The following is a 17,161-nucleotide window of genomic DNA, read 5'->3' as shown; positions in this document are numbered from 1 at the left end:
TGAAATTACCCCTGAGTTTCGGCGGCTTGTGGCTGATTGTTAGTAGTTCTTTTCTTTGTGAAGTATCGCAAATTACACTTTACCAGGAACCAGTTCTCTGGTTCCTGCTTTTTTAAAACTGCTTTGTGAGAAGAAGAATCATAGAACTCAATATCTGATTTCAATAATTCGCTATAGCGCCCGGTTTCTGGTTTAATGAATGCTCAACTCCCCCTGGCTACTGTGTAAGTGAAAATCCCGCCGCAAGGCGGGATCTTCGTTTTATAGTAAGCCCTTGAGCATTATGCGTTTTGCATTCAGTGTTTTGCGCTAAGCGTTCAGCATTAAGCGTTTTTCGTTTTGCGTTCAGCATTCAGCGTTTTGCGTTCTGCATCCTTAAAACTGCAGTCTAAAGCTGCCAAATACACCAAATCGTTGCGATTTTGTTTCGGGCAACGGTTGCGGCAATACTCTCCATACAAAATCAAATCGCAATACTTTAAAGATATTGTCTACACCGGTACCTACTTCGAGGTAAGTTTTGCCATCGAGCGATTCGAATTTGTAAGTTGAACCTGCCGGCATATTTAATGCTGCATTCTCCTGGCTCAGGCTACCCCACAACCCCTTCACAGTATAAAACTGGCGGAATTTTAATTTACGGGTAAGGGGTATAAAACGGAACAACCCCACACCTATATTATGCTCGAAATTAAAACCGGCATACCGGTCGTGCAGATACTGCCAACGGTTCATTAAGCTATAGGCATACTTGTTATAGTAATAAATTTCATTGCCCGGCGCTACATCCAGCATCATAAAGGGCAGCGTACCAAAAGTGCGGCCGGCAAATACATTGTAGTATAAATTTCCGTATGGAGAAATTTTTAAATAGTCCGAAACGCTTCCGCTGATCTTACTGTAATCGTAATGGCTTTGGAGCACACCTTTCATGCCTCGTGTATACTTAAATGACAGTATCGGGTAATCGCTGCCTATGCTGTACCGGTAAAAAGTACTTTCTAAAAATTTTTCCAGGTAGGCAAAGCGCACCTGAACCGATGCTTCAAATGTATTCAACGGCTTGGTGCCGTCGTTGCTATTGAGGAAAATTTCTTTGTCGGGCAGATTAAGCAAAGGATTGTATATTTTTCGAACACCGCTCAGGGTTACCGATAAACCCGAATGCCATTCTTTAAAAAGGTCCATTTGCATTAACTCGGTTTTCAAAAACTTAATAGGCACCCCGTTCTTTCGAACAGCAAGGGCAAAAATGTTGTCCTGGCTTACTTCATCAAGATAATTCTGCCCGTAATCTATGTCTTTCGAATACTTGGCAAAGATGTACGAGCGCGGGTTTTTGCTAAAAAGGTACATGGCATCGCCTTCATATTTGAATTGCTGGTCTTTGGTACCATAAGCAACATAACCATGGAAGATATATTTTTTGCTGAAGTTGCTATTGGTGCCCAAATCCCATCTCAAACGCGTTCCTTCTAACGTATTAGCGTAAATCCAGTTGTACCAGGGGCCGATCTCGAAATTGCCTATGTCGAGATAACCTGTAGCAAGAAAGTTAACTGTTTTTACGGCGCGCTGAAAAGCGGGCAGTTTTAGCAGGGTATCTATCGTTTGATATAGCTTTTTTTCGGAATAACTTAACTCTTCATGACGGTTTGCGACCCAAAAAGAATCGGGTGGGTTATGTGCCTGTGGCGGATAAATGGTTTCTTCTATCAGTTTATTCTTTGCCAGTTGATTGGTTACCGACGTATCGTTTACCTCAATATCGCGGTAGGTGGTGGTTTTGCGGCCGATAGCCGATAATAATTTTTCGCCTGATAATAACGAAAGATCAACTACGAATTTATCTCTGGTTAAAAACCAGGTGCTGTCGTTCAGCATACTGAACTCCTGAATAAGGCTTAGCCGGTTAACGTAGTTCAGATTGGCTTCTTTATTTAACCGCAGGTTCATTTTTTGAATGGCGAAGGTGGTGTCGTGCACCCAGCAATCGCCTTCAAAAGTATTTTGGCCTTTATGTTTTGGAATAAAAAAGAAGTGGATCATTCTGCGGCCGTTTACAAATTGGGTGTCGAGCACTTTATAATTGTAAAAGGCATCGCCGTTATCACTGATAGGGCTTACAAACTGTTTATCGAATACCGGAATAAAATTGCTGTAGAAGTTTACATTCTGGTCGATGCCGCCAAGCAGTTTTGAAACACTTTCGTTATTTACCCCCAATGTTTTTGTTCCTTTGAACACTTCGCGGCGGCGCAAAGGCGACTTCTGATAATAATAATCACTGATGGCTTCGGTAAGGTAAACGGGTAAGTAGGGAACCCCTTCTTCGGTAGTATCGATATTGTTGAGAACAAAATTAAACTTGCGAATAAAGGGCAGGTTCTCCCATTTTTCCCGTTTAATATTCTTGATGTCTACTTCCAGTTTATTGTAAAGCTCGTACGAGAAATTGCGAAAGCGGTACCGGTCGTTTTGGGGTTTATGCTTAACGATGCGTTTCCACATCAGCAAACCACGGTCGATTTTTCTTTTTACTATCACCGCTTCAAATTTGCCGCGTTCCATGAGAATGCTGATGTCGACTACGTTGTTTTTTACTTTCGCCAGCAAAAAACTATCGATTGGTAGTTTAAAATCCTGATAACCTACATAGGAAATAACCAGCGTATCTTTAGGCCATTCATTAAAATGAAAAATAAAAGTTCCTGCTGAATCACTGAGTTTGCCTGTTTTTTGTGCCTGGAATTGCATGGAGGCAAAGGGGATCCGCTCGTCGCTATGTGCATCTTTAATAATTCCTTTCAGCACCTTAGTTTGCCCCATTACAGATTGGGCAAATAAAAGGAACAGCAGGAGTTTTACGGGTCTAATAGGCATTCGTATAAGGTCGGTTTGATTATCCGCCAAAAATACAATAACAGAAAGAAAAGCATTTTGTTAAAAACGATGAAAGGAATCTATGTCCCGGCAAAGAGGGCGCCTCATAGTTTCAAAGCATCACTTAAACGCTTATTATTGTTATCGTGATAATTGAACAGCGTTAAAAATAAGTGTAAACTGCCTCTTAGACAGCATTTTTTATTAAACGTTGCTGCTTTTTAGCTGTTTTTTACAAAAATATTTTTCGAATCAAACAGCAAAAGCTTGGAAATGTCAAAAATCCCTGCTTACTTTGTTTTACAAAGTGCTTTTTATGGATAGCCAACATCCCCCGCTGGAAACCCTGCAGGACATTAAACGTATGATGGAGCGATCGTCGCGCTTTATTTCACTCAGTGGATGGAGTGGGATCAGTGCGGGCATATGTGCCCTCGTGGGCGCATGGGTGGCACATCAACGTATTCACAGTTATATACTATCACGCCAGGGCGGCAGCTATTACCGGGGTGAAGTTCATTCGTTAAATGATAATGCACTGTCGCTGTTGAATGATCTGTGGATGATCGCCGCAATTACTTTTGCAACGGCTTTTATTTCGGCATTTTTGTTTACCTGGATTCGCAGCAGGCGCAATGGTACACCTATGTGGGACCGTACTGTACAGCGTCTGGCCTGGAATACCATACTGCCGATGGTTATAGGCGGACTGGTTATTTTGCGGGCCATGCAGCAGGGATATTTTGAATTTGTTGCTCCCGGATGTTTGATCTTTTACGGTCTGGCGCTCGTAAATGCTTCGAAATACACATTAGGCGAAATAAGATACCTCGGTTACGGGCAGCTGGCATTGGGAATAATTAATCTGTGGGTGCCCGGCGACGGATTGTATTTTTGGGCCGCCGGATTTGGCATATTGCATATTGTGTATGGCATAGTGATGTGGTGGAAGTATGAACGGAAGAGTTAGAAATTTTTAACAACATGAAGAACCCGATTGAAAATCTTAATAAAATTTTTGATAGCCGCATTCGCATGGGAGTAATGAGTATTCTTATTGTGAATGAGGAAGTGAGTTTTAATGACCTGAAGAAAATGCTCGATGTAACCGATGGCAATCTGGCATCGCACATGGTAAATCTTGAAGAAAATGGATACATTAAAGTACACAAAGGATTTATTGGCCGTAAAACAAACACTACCTATTCAATTACCCGGGCAGGAGAAAAGGCATTTAAAGATCATATTGAGGCTTTGGAAAATATGATCAAAGGAATGAAGTGATTTTTTTTTGCCCTTACACTTTGAAATACAAAGCACTTTTTAAATATGAAAACATCTTTTATTGATCAGTTGTGGATCGCCATTAAAATCTGGTTCATTGCAATAGCTGCCAACGCATTGATGGGCACGTTTTATTTGCTCGATTCAATATCCAAAGTCTATCGGTCATTTGATTTTTTAATAACGTTCGCTGCCCTGGGCGCCACTTTTTCCTTTCCGGTTATTGTGATTTTACTCATCATCATTAACAGATGCATAGCTGCCGACGCGAAAGGGTTATGGCTGTTCCGGATGGTTTTATTGAGCGGGGTTGTGCTTACAGCAATAGTGTTCGTTGCTTTTTGTGTGCTGTTTGGAGCCGGAAATGTTGAATCGCGACCGTTGTTGTGTTTTGCGGTCTTATCGGCCATTATTGCCATAGGCGCTCAATATAAACCACTGTTAAAAGCAGGAAGCGAATTTCATCAACATTCAACTACCGTTTATGAAAATTAAAATGATTTTGCCTGCGCTTACCGAAGCAAAAAGTCCTTACTGGCGACCCATAAAGTATTCATTGTTTCCGCCATTAGGGCTCGCTACACTGGCTGCATACTGCTCGCCTGATGATGAAATTGACCTGCAGGATGAACATATTGAAGAATTGCAGATTAACGATACCCCTGACCTGGTAGTTATTCAGGTGTATATAACCAATGCATTTCGCGCATATAAACTGGCCGATCACTACCGGAAGAAAGGCGCTCATGTGTGCCTGGGAGGGTTGCATGTTTCTTCTTTACCCGATGAAGCGGCGCCTCATGCCGACAGCATTTTCATAGGGCCTGGTGAAGATATATTTCCTGAGTTTTTAAAAGATTTCAGAAATAAAACGCCAAGGGAAATTTATGTAAACGCAAAACGTACGATTGCTGATATTCCGCCGATACGCCGCGATTTGATCAAACGTCATTTATACCTGGTGCCTAACTCGATCGTAGTTTCAAGAGGCTGCCCCCATCATTGTGATTTTTGTTATAAAGATGCTTTTTTCGAAGGCGGTAAATCTTTTTACACGCAACAGGTTGATGCGGCTTTGGCCGAAATAGATCGTTTGCCCGGCAAACACCTTTATTTTCTGGATGATCATTTACTGGGCAACCAAAAATTTGCAGCTGCTTTATTTGAAGGCATGAAGGGCATGAACCGGGTGTTTCAGGGCGCTTCGACCATCGATGCCATTTTACGGGGTAACCTTATCGAAAAAGCTGCCGAAGCTGGTTTGCGCAGTGTGTTTATTGGGTTCGAAACGCTCAGCAATGCCAATCTTTCGCAAAGCAATAAAAAGCAAAACCTCGGTAAAGATTATCGCGAAGCCATTAACCGGTTACATTCATTGGGCATTATGATCAATGGCAGTTTTGTGTTTGGGTTAGATGATGATGATAAAAATGTTTTCGATAAAACAGTTGACTGGGCCGTTGAAAGCGGGTTAACTACCAGTACGTTTCATATTCTCACTCCCTATCCTGGTACGCGGCTGTACCAATCTATGGAAAAACAGGGGCGCATCCTTCATCATAACTGGGATTTATATGATACCCGCCAGGTAGTGTATAAAACCATTGGATTAAGTACCGATGAATTAAAAAAAGGATACGACCACGCTTACCGGTCATTCTATTCCTGGAAAAATATATACCGGGCAAGCATGCAGCACGATCTGTTAAAACATACAATCAAACATTTTACGTATGCAGGAGGCTGGAAGAAGTTTGAACCCTTGTGGAATTTCATTATCAAAACACAAGGTCTTAATAAAATGCTGCCATTGCTCGAAGCCATTTTGTCGAAAGTAAAAACGAATAATAAGCACGATAAAGCTTTGGAACCTTTTCCCGCAATCGCTTAACCGAAAAATAAAACTATGAGCCTCTATACAATCAAATCAAAAGATACCTTGTTCATATCAGGTGTTCTGTTAATGCTGCTTTCTCTTGTTTTTTATTGTGTTCCTTTCTGGACTACTATTAAAGACGGTTATTTCGGATTATTTATAATGAATTATGTTATAACTGTAATTTATTTTATAATGCTAATAGGAAGCAAACGGCTTAAAAAGGGTAGAGAAGGCCTTTTTCCGTTTTTTCTATTTCTCATTTTATTTTTGATCAGCGCCTATTCACTGAACCGCGAAATGATCGTATTTGAAAAAGTGGTGCCCTGGTTTGCTGTATTGCAGGTTGTGCTTTGCCTCAATTATATTGCCTTTGCCTTTTGGGCATCTTTTCCGCGCGGACTACAGCATGTTATGACATTTGTGTTGGGTATTGCCGCTGTTACATTCCTGTATATGTCGTGCTACCTTGCTCCGTTATATGGGTTTAGCGCCATAGCTTCTTTCTTTTTAGGTATTTCAATGCACTCCTTTGTGCCGGTATTGTTCCTTATATATACCATTGTGCTGTATAGAAAAATTACAGCAACAGATAAAAAATTCATACGAAGCTTTGCGGGTGGTGCGGGTGTTTCTGTTGCAATAATAGTGGCGTTTGTTATTCAATTTACACTGGTTGCAGGTAGTGTTAATAAAATATACCGGCAGTCGACTGTTAGCGACGGCAATAATTTGCCGTACTGGGTTTCGGTAGCGCAAAAAATACCGCACGGGTGGGTTACAGAAAAGGTACTTAAAACCGACCTTGTTTATAGCGCAGCAGGTGATTTCGATTTGTTTTCATGGTCAACGCCATCAAGGAATTTCAGTGAAGAAAAAAAGCACGACCCGCTGGTAATGATCGCTTCTTTTTTTTGGGGTAAAACCAATCTGTCTGAAGAAAATCGAATCAAATTACTCGAATCGATGTACGATTCCCGCCACCAGGCACAGGAACGTTTATGGTCGGGCGATAATTTATATACCGAACATATAAAATCTGATGTACGCATCTGGCCACAGTTTGGTGTTTCCTATACCGAAAAGGTAATAACCGTTTCGAATGCAGCACAACATGATAATGGGTGGCGAAATGATCAGGAAGAAGCTATTTACACTTTTCATTTACCCGAAGGGGGCGTGGTAACATCTTTGTCGTTGTGGATAGCCGGCGCAGAAGCTAAAAGTATATTAACCACCAAACAAAAAGCCGGTGAAGCATACAAAACTATTGTAGGGCGCGAAAGCCGCGATCCATCTGTTTTGCACTGGCAGGAAGGCAATACCGTATCGGTACGCGTATTTCCGGTAATTGGCGGAGAGAGCCGGAAATTCAAAGTGGGAATAACTGCACCGCTAAGCCGGCAAATGGGTAAGATGATGTATGAAAATATTTATTTTGATGGCCCGTCAACAGTGCACACTACCGAAGATGTTACTTTAAAATTTGAACAGCAGCCACAGAACTTTATAGCACCGGCTGTATTCATGCCTAAAGGAGGTCAGTCATTTAATCGCTCCGGCAAATACGACGCTTCGTGGAATATTGAACTGAACGATCAACCCCTGAGCCCTGAAGCATTTTGTTTCGACGGAAAGCAATACACTATGCATCCGTATCTGAAACAAAGATCAACAGCTGTATTCGATACAATATACCTCGATGTAAACAGCTCATGGACAAGAAAAGAGTTTGATAGTGTGTATGACCAGGTAAAAAATAAGCAGGTATTTGTTTATACCAATGAACTGATACAACTGAGTGATGAAAATAAGGCAGCTCTTTTTGAAACCTTACACCAGTATCAGTTTAGCCTGTTCCCGCTTTATTTAATTAAAGATTACACTACCTCATTGCTGGTTAGCAAAAGCACTGAAGCATCTCCGGATTTTAATGACCTCGAAGGCAGTGCGTTCATGAATGAATTGAAAAAGTCGATGAGTGAAGCAAAGAAAATTAAATTGTTCAATATTGGTAACACGCTTTCGCCCTACCTGAAAACACTAAAAGAATACAGGCTGTTTCAATATGAGCATGGTACCATACCCGAGCTTGACAGCCTGATCAAAAGCCAGGTTTTTGCCCGCGATATTGAAGACGATAATCAGATAGTAATAGATAATGCCGAAGTGGCCATTGTTCAAAAAGACTGCACACAGCCTTCGGCTGCCCCTGACCATTTAATGCGGTTGTTCACCTATAACCACATTATGCAAAAGATGGGGCCCTGTGCCAATGCAGAAAATGATGAATTGGTAGCCGAAGCCCAAAAAGCGCATGTGGTAAGCCCTGTATCGAGTTTGGTAGTATTGGAAACAAAACAGGATTACGAGCGATTTAATATTACCGATAGCCGGAACAGTTTAAAAAATGCATCCCTTCAATCGAAGGGGGCAGTACCTGAACCGCATGAATGGGCTTTGATCATTATTGCTATACTGGTGGCGCTGGCCGTGAAATATCATCCTGTTAAAAAGAATATTATATCATGATGCCTGCGTTGCAAATACCAGCAAATAAATTAGCTATCAACCGCCCTGCGGTGTTGTTGTGCCTGGCTTATGCGGTGCTGCTGTTTTTGGCGCTGCATACTTACATTGCCTGGCAATCGGTGAATGTGTTACTGGGCTTTATTACCCTGCCAATGGTTATTGCTTTTCAGCCACAGCATAAGCAATCTATACGTTATGGCATACTTGCTTTGTGTTGCAGTGCCTTGTGTTTGTTACTGCCTGTAAAAACAATTTTATATTTCGCCATTGTATTTGCCGGTTTTTTTGTTGCAGAAACTTGTTTAGGTAAAATCAATCTGTTGCCGGTGTTGGTTGCCGGTTTCATGGCGCCCGTATTTCAGTTCACAGCCACCGTATTCAGCTTCCCTGTTCGCTTGCAATTAACAGCCCTGGCCGGTAATATGATGAATAGGGCCGGAAAGCAAACTGCGGTTGCAGGCAATATGATCGTGTTTAATGGCAATGAATTTTCGGTAGACCCTGCCTGTATGGGATTGAATATGCTGGTTACCTCGTTGCTGCTTCAGGTAATAATGATAGCCGTTTATCAAAAGAAATACAACCGGCAGATAACATGGTGGCAGGTAATGAGCTTATTATCTATCGCTTTTGTATTGAATGTTATAAGCAATCTTTTTCGCATCATTGGGCTGGTATGGTTCAATATACTGCCCGGTACTGTAATGCACGATGTAACCGGAATAATTTGCCTGCTGGTTTATGTAATTGGTCCTGCTGTTTTTATTACCCGGTGGATGATTGTAAAAAGTGGCCGTACAACAAGCGACCGCCCTGCATCAAAAGTTGTTACATCAAAAACAAAAATTATGGGACTGCATAGCGTTTTACTGATAATTGCTATCTGGGGTACTGTATCGGTTATACAACACGATGAGTATAATAATGTGTCGACTGAAGTAAAAACCCTTGCCGGGTATACAACGCAACGGGTAACTGCAGATATTATAAAGTTGCGAAGTGACCGATCATTAATATACATAAAATACATTCCAGGTTTTTATAATGCCGATCATCATCCCATGATCTGCTGGCAGGGGAGTGGGTATGAGTTTAGAAAGGTTCAAAAAAAATCAATAAACGGATTAATGGTATATACCGCTGCGTTGCAGCATGGCAAAGAACAATTATATACGGCCTGGTGGTACGATAATGGCGCCAAACGAACCATTGATCAGTTAACCTGGCGTTGGGATGTATTGCGTGGTGCAAAACCGTATTCGGTAGTTAATGTAACTGCAGTGACCAGTGATCAACTGGTGCAGGATGTAAAAGCCATATTGAACGATAACCGGCTGAAGGTTTTGCTGTAGACGGTTTCCATATTTTTCACAAAAAACACAACATCATGAAAACACGTAGTAATATAATATCCTTAGCAGGGTGGTTGCTATCGGTTCCAACCGCCTGGTTCATTTTTATTTCGCTTTTAAAGTATGCATTTGGCTGGAACTATTTATTCGATATGATGCAACCGGTATTGGAAAGCTGGGGCATTAATGAATCATTTGGCTGGAATATCAATCTGCTGATTCTTTTCGGGCCTGTGCTTGCGCTGCTGCTGAATGCGCTACTGGTAGTAAAATTAACCATCTGGTTCACAAAAGAAGCAATCGACTGCCGGGTTTCAATAGTTAAAAGCTGGCAGAACCTGGTAGTCGTTGTATTCAGCGCAGGTTTGCTGCTGATATTGGGGGCCTACATGATAGGAGAAAATTGCAGCGGATGTCATGGATAAATTGGGTAAATCAAAATGATAAATAACGACACTATGAATAAAGATCTCATTAAAATTATGTTGGTAACAGCCGGGGCTGTTTTATTTAACCTTGTTTTCTGGCAGGAAAAACTGGCGATCAATACCGTACTGTTCGACTTTTTTATACTAACAGCGCTTTTCTATTTATATCCGAATGCCAGGCATCATGCAACAGTAAGATGGCTCATTGCAGGGCATATCATTTGTTTGGCCATGGTGGTAGTGCATAATACCGATTTAAGCAAAATTGCATTTGTAACTACTTTATTGTTACTGGCTGGTTTTTCAGAATACGTGCATCGTTCGGCCTGGTTTGCCGGCGGCTCGGTATTATTAAATGTATTGATGGTGGCGGCTTCGTTTGTTGAGCCTATAAAGTTTAACCGCGGCCCGGCCATTAAGCGCAGGGCAATAACACGCTTTATACGATTTGCTGTTTTTCCGTTCGTGTTGTTGGTGGTGTTCTTTTGCATTTACCTGGGCGCCAACAATGTTTTTAGCGACATTGCCGGCCGCATAGGGGAGCAGGTTGAAGTATTCTTTAGCCATTTTTTCGATTTCTTTTCATGGCAACGGATTTTGTTTTTGTTATTGGGGTTATTAATTACCGGATCTGTTTTGCTCAAAAGTAAAATTGATTATTTCAGCCGGCGCGAAGCAACGTTAAACGACAGCCTGCAACGCTCCCGTACCACCTTGCGTAAAAGAAGGGAAAGACCTTTCTTTCAATTTATTGAAATGATCATGGGCAAAATGGCCAGTGGCGCGATGGCCCTAAAAAACGAAAACACCACCGGTATAATAAGTCTTGTTTTGCTGAATTTATTATTGCTCACAATTAATATTATTGATGTAAATTTTCTGTGGTTAAATTTTCATTACAAAGAAGGAGAACCGGTTTATAAAATGGTACACGAGGGAACGGAGCTGCTCATTGTTTCGATTGTATTGGCAATGGCCATATTGCTGTTCTTTTTTAAAGGCAACCTGAATTTTTATCGCCGTAATAAATGGCTGAAGTATGGCGCATATGCATGGATTATTCAAAATGCCATTTTAGTGAGTTCGGTTTTCCTGCGCGATTATTATTATATTCTTCGTCACGGACTGGCATACAAACGGATCGGCGTTTTATTCTTTTTGCTGATGGTGCTTATAGGTTTAATAACAGTGTTTGTGAAAATAGTAACAAAAAAAACAAATTACTTTTTGTTTAGGGTAAACGCCTGGGCTGCTATTGTGGTTCTGGTGCTTGCCACCACTATACATTGGGATGAGTTGATTGCCGGTTATAACCTGCAACGAAAAAATACCGTTGAATTGGATGTGCCGTTTTTATTATCCTTATCAAATAAAGCATTGCCGCTGATCGATACCAATATAGTAGCGATACAAAAAAGGCAAAACGATTTGGAAGCGCTGGCGAAGAACAAAGCTTTGGATTATTGCGACTCCTGTTTTATTGAACGGTTAAAGCAGCGTGAACAGCAGTTTGTAAAAGATCAAAAGCAGCTTTCGTGGTTGTCATGGAATTACTCCGACGCCTATACCAAAATATATTTTGAAAAAAGAGGACTCATTACTGTAACACATCAATAGCCAGGGATATGATATCATTATCAGTTAGTGCTAAAATATGGGCGAAAACAGTTTTTCTGAATGCCTTCTTTTGGGGAGTAGGAGCATTATTTACCGGCGATATTTTTGAGGTTTTTAAATCAGTCCTGTACCTGTTCGGCGGCTTTATTGTAACACTGCCGGTTTTAATATTGATGGTTCCGCTGGTGAATGTATCAACTATATTGCCATATGGTATAAATGCCCGAACAGCATGGCTTACATTTTACCTTATCGTGTTGACTATTCTTTTTTATGGTCTTTATTCAAAAATAATCAACGATGAATTTATTCATCTCAAATGGCGGGGTTATTCAGTAATGGGCACCACTATTGCAGCGTTGCTGGTTGCTGTAATCACCACCCGCAAATCATTGGGTAAATTATATACACAGTTATAAAAAAGTAAAGTATATGAAATCGCAGGGGTTTTCTATCCGGTCGAGGGTTAAGAGTTTCAGGTTTGCCATGGATGGTATTGCTTCCTTTTTTTACAGGGAGCACAATGCCTGGCTTCATTTTGCGGCTACCGTTGCGGTTCTTGCCTTGGCTGTTTGGGTTAAGGTTACCAAAACCGAGTTGCTGGCGCTGGTATTTGCCATTGGCTTTGTTTGGGTGGCCGAAATGTTTAATACCTGCATTGAACGGATAATGGATTTTGTATCGGTTCAGCAACATCCCGAAGTAAAATTTATTAAAGACCTCGCTGCCGGCGCTGTATTGGTTGCTGCAATAACGGCATTGGTTGTTGGGGCGGTAGTGTTCATTCCTAAATTTTTTTAACAATGAAAGTTATTGGTAAACCACTCAATGTATATCGCTGGTTCTGGTTTCGTGTTATTGACAATGAAACAGATCGCATGCTTACCTTATCGATGGGCTTTAGTATAGTATTGGTATTGGCGCGTATTGCCTATACCGGCCGAATTACTTTTCTTTCGCTGGTATGGAATCTTTTTCTGGCATGGTTGCCGTATATGATGTCGTCGTGGTTGCAGCACCAAAATACTGCTACAATCAGCAGGATAAAATTCGCAGCTGTTTCGTTTGTTTGGTTGTTGTTTATTCCCAATTCGTTTTACATTCTTACCGACCTGTTTCATCTTGGCGAAAACAACAATGTACCGCTATGGTTCGATCTGGCGCTGATCATTTCTTTCGCGTGGAATGGTTTATTGCTGGGGATATTGTCTGTGCGTCAAATGGAAAGAATGGTACAGCGCTTTTTATCTGATAAATATGAGTGGTTGTTTATCTATGCTATCATGTGGTTAAATGCATTGGGTGTTTACATCGGCCGATACCTGCGATTCAATAGCTGGGACATTGTTACCAATCCTTTTGAGCTTACTGCAGATATATTGAAAATGTTATGTCATCCAGTGCAATATAAATATGCCTGGGGCATGGTGGCCTGTTTTTCTGTATTCATGACGCTGGCTTATCTCACTATAAAACGCATCAGTAAATCTATTCATTAACAAGCCGCTATACCCTTCCACTATAGCGGTTGGTTTATCCAAAAACGGTGCTGTGTTCTCACAGCACCTTACTTTTTTAAAAATAAAAAGCCCCGATATTTCTATCGGAGCCTGTATCGTTTCACGTTTGCCGTTTCACGTTTCACTAAAAGTCAACTCCCATGGCAAAATGTAAATATGGTTTTCCTCTAAAGAATACATTCATTTCCCATCCGGCATCTAATCGCAGGAAGTAACCCAACAGGGTACTGCGTGCGCCAAAGCCATAGCCGCCTACAAAGGGGCCAATGCCACCGGCCTTGATCAATACCTGAACCGGTTCGTTACCGTATACAATTTCGGGGCGTGATAATTTGCTGAACTTGCCATTCCATGCACTTCCCAGATCAACAAATTGAATCAGTTGAAAGTTGCGCAGGAATGCGTTGTTGATCGGTTTGTTGAAAAGGGTTGAGAACACTGGCAACCGAAGTTCGCTGTTAATAATAAGCGCGTTGTTGCCATTGGCTATGTTCTGCGGAAAGCCGCGCATATTTACTGCCAGCGACTGATATGCATAATCGGGGTCCTGCGGACGGGGATCCTGGTTATATTTCGGGAACATCCAGCCATCTACACCACCGAGGTAATAAACGATCTTCTGACTACCCCACGAAAAGTCGCCCGCTGCACGTGTGGCCCATATAAAATTGCGGTAAATAGGAAAATAATAACGGCCGTCGAAGCCTGCGTTCCAGGTAAACCTTCCGGGTTTCACATTGCCTACAGCAGGTGGTTTGCTGATCTGACCGTCGAGGTCCATGTATATTTTATACCGTAAACCATTCCAGATATTGGTAGCTTTTAATATCGCATCATCATGTACATATTCTATGCGGGTTACAGCAAAAGTTTGTTTGTTAACGTCGGGTACTTTTAGCGAAAAAGTATCGAGGTAGGCGCCGCGAACCACCACTTTATCGGTACGAATACCAGCCGATATACGGATGCTGCGCACCCTGTCGAACGGATATTTGATAACGCCCTGGTACAGGTTGGTATATGATTTGGCTTCGTATTCCTGGGCTGTGGTGCCAATGTTTTCTACAGCACCCAAATCGGTACGGCGGTAATAGATCAAAGAATAATCCAGTCTGTGTTTCAGGTAGTCTATCCGGCCATACCATTCACCACCGCCATCGAACAGCGACTGGTTTACCGGAACAAAGGCGGTAGCGCCTGAATTACCAACCGAAACGCCTGTTCCAATACCACCTATTAACGGCAGGCGCATGGCTCCTGTAAATCGTATATCTTCAAAAAGATCAAAGATCGATGCCTTTAACATGCCGTTAAATGCGCCCCCGCTTTGCAGTACAACGGGTAATGCGCCGGTATAAGGCTGGTACCGGCTGGCCAGAATGTCGTTGTTAAAGCCACCGGTGAAATTATCTATCGAAAACTTCAGTTTATAATCGAACAGCTTGGCTTTTTTCAATACCGGTTCTTCTCCTTTTACTTCAGGAGCTTTTACTTCGGCGCCTTCAGCAACGGGTGGTGGCTGCTGGGTGCTAACGGAATCTTTTTTCTCTTTTTCAAAACCGGTTTCAAAAATATCATTCACCTTTCGAACCGAATCGGGCTGTGCCGCGCCTGGCTTATTAAACTGAATCGCAGCGCCACTGGCAGCCTGTTCGGCAATGATGGTTTTTCGCCTGTATTCGGTTGGGCGTGGGTTTATATTACGCCGGCGCAGGGTTGCGTCATCAACTTTCAACCGGTACAGGAATTTCAGGTTGCCTTGTTGCCGTACTTCGCTTACCTCACCCCGGTCACCGGCAATTTTTGTTTCAAGTAGAGCGCTTTGATAATTGGTAATCGGGAAAACATAAGCCGAGTCGTTGGTTACCGAAAAAGTGAATACCGAATCGGGTTCTGTTTTGCCCCAGGCTTTCAGTGTTGAATCGATTTCCTGTGGATCGGGATTGACCAGTTTTTGATCGCCTATTAACATTACTGTGTCAAGGCCTGCACGTTGTGTATTGAAAAATCCGGCGAAGCGGTTTGAGATACCGGTTTCGTCGCTTACGAATGTAAAGTGATAGGTATTGTACTGCATGGGGTACCGTGCATTGCCCCATTTCATTTTTGTTAGCTGTGAAATCTGACGGAACTCGCTTTTGTTATAAACATCCGTAAGGAAAATATTATAGCGTTGCGAGGCTACTGCGGTATCGCCGCCATGTGTGGTAGCATCGGGCCGGTTTGATGAAAAGATGATACCGGTTTTATTGGGGAACGCTACAAACGAAGGGTCCAGATCGGCATAGGCGTCATTGGTAACCTGCTCGTAGGTATCTTTTTCGATATTGTAAATAAAAATATCCGATTGGCCTTTGCGAACAGCACTTAGCAGCAGCGTATTCGAATTCAGCATAAATTTCATATCCTGAATTTGTTCAAAGTGCGGTATTTCCTGCTTTATCCGTTTAAAATGGGCAATCATATCGTAAACAAACAGCTTCACTTTCCCTTCCTGCCAGTATACGCAGGCAAGCCGGGTGCCTTTACCATCCCAGGCTAATATTGGATAATTGGGATTGATTTCATTTTCATTCGACCGTACCCCTGTGTTCAATAATACCCGGCGGTCGGTCATATTTTCCCATAAAACCACCCGGTACTGGCCTTTTATAAATTCCACCACGGCATAGGTTTGACTGCGGGGAGCGGGGTTTTGAGTAAAGTGTATGAAGTCTCTGTTATGTTTTACCTCTTCTACAATTGAAACGGTACCTTTTGGAATATCGCGGCGTCCGCGAAGATCTTTCTCATACATTTCCGTTCTTTCGGCCATAAAATCTTTCAGCACCTCTTTGAACTTCTTTTTACAAATTCGTTGAGAGGCGCTGTTAAGGTTGCGGTAAACGCGACTCAGGTACAAAAAGTAGGTAACGTTTTCTTTTTTATATTTTTCTGAAAGATAATGCCAGAAGGCGTGACCGGCCAGCAGGGGCTTTTCGTAAGCGAACTGGTAAAAGTTTTTGTAATCGCCCGAAAGCAGGGCCAGTTTCAGATCGTTGTCGTATGAAGGGCTCCATTCTTCGGCTACATAATCAACATATCCGTCAACCAGCCATTTGGGTAAATCGAGCAGGGCCTGGTTGGTGGCAAATTCACCCAGATCGTCGCCAAACAGAATATTATCGACCAGTATACGGGCAATACCCTGGCGAATCTGTTTACGTAAATTAGAGTGATCGCCATCGAAATAAACAACCATTTTATTATTTACCAGTTTGGTAATACCGCCCGTCGTTTGCCAGTCGAGGTTAAGTCCTATGTTGGATTGTTGTAATTCGTCGAAATGATTATATATAACAATGTTAGCGCGGCGTTGCAACCCGTATTCAACAAATTGTTCAAGACCGGCCAATTCATTTTCAGCTACCTGAGCTACGTAGTTGGCTATGGTTTGGCCATTTTCGTAAAAATAGGTATTGAAATTTGTGGTCTGGTAATATTGCCATTTGAATTTACGGTACTGAACCCGGTTTTTACCAAATTCTACTGTGTTCACCTGGGCGAACAGTAAGGCTGGCAGCAGAAGCATGGCAAGTAATACAGGGATGGATGAAAATACTTTTGTTTTTGGCTGAATCTGTTGAAATTGCATGGCCTGTCTTTAAATGTTTTAAAGTTAAAACAATC

At 42.1% G+C, this 17,161-nt stretch carries 13 protein-coding genes; 11 read left to right on the top strand and 2 right to left on the bottom strand.

Translation table 11 applies throughout. The annotated features are described in order from the left end of the window. Positions 1-375: 375 nt before the first annotated feature. Positions 376-2,883, bottom strand: a complete 2,508-nt coding sequence (locus AC59IL_RS22025; RefSeq protein ID WP_496554357.1) for a DUF5686 family protein — start codon at positions 2,881-2,883, stop codon at positions 376-378. 316 nt (positions 2,884-3,199) lie between these two features. On the opposite strand from AC59IL_RS22025, the gene AC59IL_RS22020 reads away from it, so the two are divergent. Genes AC59IL_RS22020 through AC59IL_RS21970 form a run of 11 tightly spaced genes read left to right on the top strand, consistent with a single transcriptional unit; the run spans position 3,200 to position 13,471 of the window. Beyond that, a complete protein-coding gene (locus AC59IL_RS22020) occupies positions 3,200-3,853 on the top strand; it encodes a hypothetical protein (protein ID WP_496554356.1) in 654 nt (217 codons plus the stop codon). Positions 3,854-3,867: 14 nt separating this feature from the next. Further along, on the top strand, positions 3,868-4,167 hold the full coding sequence (locus AC59IL_RS22015) for a winged helix-turn-helix domain-containing protein (protein WP_205509414.1): 300 nt from the start codon (positions 3,868-3,870) through the stop codon (positions 4,165-4,167). 45 nt (positions 4,168-4,212) lie between these two features. Beyond that, on the top strand, positions 4,213-4,662 hold the full coding sequence (locus tag AC59IL_RS22010) for a hypothetical protein (protein WP_496554355.1): 450 nt from the start codon (positions 4,213-4,215) through the stop codon (positions 4,660-4,662). Further along, positions 4,652-6,058: a B12-binding domain-containing radical SAM protein gene (locus AC59IL_RS22005; RefSeq protein ID WP_496554354.1), complete on the top strand. Its 1,407-nt coding sequence runs from the start codon at positions 4,652-4,654 to the stop codon at positions 6,056-6,058. Before AC59IL_RS22010 ends, AC59IL_RS22005 begins: the two co-directional genes overlap by 11 nt. A 15-nt stretch (positions 6,059-6,073) precedes the next feature. Beyond that, positions 6,074-8,575 carry an XrtN system VIT domain-containing protein gene (locus tag AC59IL_RS22000; protein WP_496554353.1) on the top strand — a complete coding sequence of 834 codons (2,502 nt, stop codon included), beginning with the start codon at positions 6,074-6,076 and terminating at the stop codon, positions 8,573-8,575. After that, positions 8,572-9,927: an exosortase N gene (gene xrtN / locus AC59IL_RS21995; RefSeq protein WP_496554352.1), complete on the top strand. Its 1,356-nt coding sequence runs from the start codon at positions 8,572-8,574 to the stop codon at positions 9,925-9,927. The genes AC59IL_RS22000 and xrtN overlap by 4 nt, the downstream gene beginning before the upstream one ends. A gap of 35 nt (positions 9,928-9,962) precedes the next feature. Further along, on the top strand, positions 9,963-10,352 hold the full coding sequence (locus AC59IL_RS21990; RefSeq protein WP_496554351.1) for a hypothetical protein: 390 nt from the start codon (positions 9,963-9,965) through the stop codon (positions 10,350-10,352). A 33-nt stretch (positions 10,353-10,385) separates the two neighbouring features. After that, positions 10,386-11,972, top strand: coding sequence for a DUF4153 domain-containing protein (locus AC59IL_RS21985; RefSeq protein ID WP_496554350.1), 1,587 nt, complete (start codon positions 10,386-10,388; stop codon positions 11,970-11,972). 8 nt (positions 11,973-11,980) lie between these two features. Next, the gene (locus tag AC59IL_RS21980) at positions 11,981-12,391 is read left to right on the top strand and encodes a hypothetical protein (RefSeq protein WP_496554349.1); all 411 of its coding nucleotides are present in this window, start codon (positions 11,981-11,983) and stop codon (positions 12,389-12,391) included. Positions 12,392-12,404: 13 nt separating this feature from the next. Continuing rightward, a complete protein-coding gene (locus tag AC59IL_RS21975) occupies positions 12,405-12,773 on the top strand; it encodes a diacylglycerol kinase (protein ID WP_496554348.1) in 369 nt (122 codons plus the stop codon). Positions 12,774-12,775: 2 nt separating this feature from the next. Further along, the gene (locus tag AC59IL_RS21970; RefSeq protein WP_496554347.1) at positions 12,776-13,471 is read left to right on the top strand and encodes a DUF1361 domain-containing protein; all 696 of its coding nucleotides are present in this window, start codon (positions 12,776-12,778) and stop codon (positions 13,469-13,471) included. A 145-nt stretch (positions 13,472-13,616) separates the two neighbouring features. Here the strand turns inward: AC59IL_RS21970 and AC59IL_RS21965 are convergent, their stop codons facing one another. Next, positions 13,617-17,126, bottom strand: coding sequence for a hypothetical protein (locus AC59IL_RS21965; RefSeq protein ID WP_496554346.1), 3,510 nt, complete (start codon positions 17,124-17,126; stop codon positions 13,617-13,619). Positions 17,127-17,161 lie beyond the last annotated feature (35 nt).

It is taken from the genome of Niastella sp. sgz303648 (assembly GCF_059587045.1).
Note: the sequence above shows the minus strand (reverse complement) of the source record. Positions and strands in the feature narration are given on the sequence as shown.